The following is a 1,619-nucleotide window of genomic DNA, read 5'->3' on the forward strand; positions in this document are numbered from 1 at the left end:
CGCGGCTGCTGGCCGTGTTGAAGCACAAGCTGGTGCGCAGCGACGACACAGGCTTTGCCGCTGGGGTGCGCCTTGCCGATATCGCCCTGCGTGGGGTGCGGCCCGCGCCTGGCCTTGATGGCGCCGGCGCCGGGCTGGACCGCTGGCTGCTTGATGCAAACGGCCGGCATGCCCGTCACCGCGTCAGGCTGATGGGCTGGTGGAACAATGTGGCCCCTGCACTGGAACCGCTGGATCGCCTGCGCCAGGGCCGCGCGATCACCCTGCCCGATCTGATGGCGGCCTTGCGCTTGTGCGTGACGGCGCTGGCCGGCGATGGCGCCTGGGCCGGGCCCGACGGGCGGCAACTGGCGGCGCTGGTGGCCGATATCGAGCAGAATGGCGCCCTGTTCGGCAGCCTGCGCCCTGATGAAGCCCCGGCGTTGCTGGCCACGCTGATGGCCGGCAGCAGCGTGCGGGTGCCGGGGCAGGGCCATCCGCGCCTGGCCATCCTGGGCCCGGTTGAAGCGCAGTTGACCCGCGCCGATACGCTGGTGCTGGCCGGCCTGAATGAAGCGACCTGGCCCGGCCGCCCGTCGCCCGATCCGTGGCTGGCCCCGGCCATCCGCCGCGCACTTGGCCTGCCCGGCACGGCGCGGGCGCAGGGCCTTGCGGCGCAGGATTTCCTGCGCGCGGCCAGCGCCAAACGCGTGCTGATCACCCGCGCCCGCCGTGATGCCGGTGGCCCGCAGGTGGCGTCGCGGCTGTGGTTGCGGCTGGTGGCGCAATTTGAACGCGCCGGCGCTGATGTGCTGCCGCGCCGCGCCGATCTGATCCTGATTGCTCGCGCACTGGATGGTGCCAGCGGCGGGCCACAGCCGGCGCCGCAGCCGCGGCCCAACCCGGCGCTGGCCCTTCGCCCGCGCCGCATCAGCATTACCGAGATCGACACGCTGATCGCCGATCCCTTTGCCTTCCACGCCAAGCATATCCTGAAGCTGCGCAAGCTGGATCCGCTCGATCAGGATCCGACCGCGATGATGCGCGGCAATCTGGCCCACGAGGTGCTCGACAAATGGGTGGCCGCCCGCCACGGCAGCTTGCCGCAGCTGGAGCAGATCACCGCCGAAGTGCTGCGCAGCGCCACCTCGCATTTCCCGCTGCTCGCCGCCGCCTGGGTGCCGCGCATCCAGCGGGCGCTGGCCTGGACCGGACAGCAGATATTGAACGAGGAAGATGCTGGCTGGACGCAGATGCTGGCCGAAGTGAAGGGCGAGCTGGAACTGGCGGGCGGCGTGACGCTGAGCGGCCGCATCGACCGGCTCGACCGTGATGGCGACGGCAATCTGCGCGTGATCGACTACAAGACCGGCACGCCGCCATCAGGCACACGGGTAAAGGCGCTGGAGGCCAACCAACTGGCACTGGGGCTGGGGATTGCGTTGACCGGCGGATTGAGCCGCGATGGCCAGCCGGTGCCGGGCGGGACGGCGGGGTCCATTGAATATTGGCAGTTGAAGGGCGGGCGCAAGGAACCGGGCAAGCGCCATACGCCGCTGGGCAAGGGCGCCGATGTGCCCGATCATGTCACACGGGCGCTGATCCGGGCCGAGCAATTGGTGGCGCACTATCTGCTGGCG

General features: G+C 70.5%; 1 protein-coding gene. It reads left to right on the forward strand.

Annotated features, from left to right (window positions below):
* The coding region (locus tag RMO81_RS14945; RefSeq protein WP_310476722.1) for a PD-(D/E)XK nuclease family protein at positions 1–1,619 on the forward strand (1,619 nt) is incomplete at both ends.

The organism is Sandarakinorhabdus sp. (assembly GCF_031422795.1).
Classification (GTDB): Bacteria; Pseudomonadota; Alphaproteobacteria; order Sphingomonadales; family Sphingomonadaceae; genus Sandarakinorhabdus.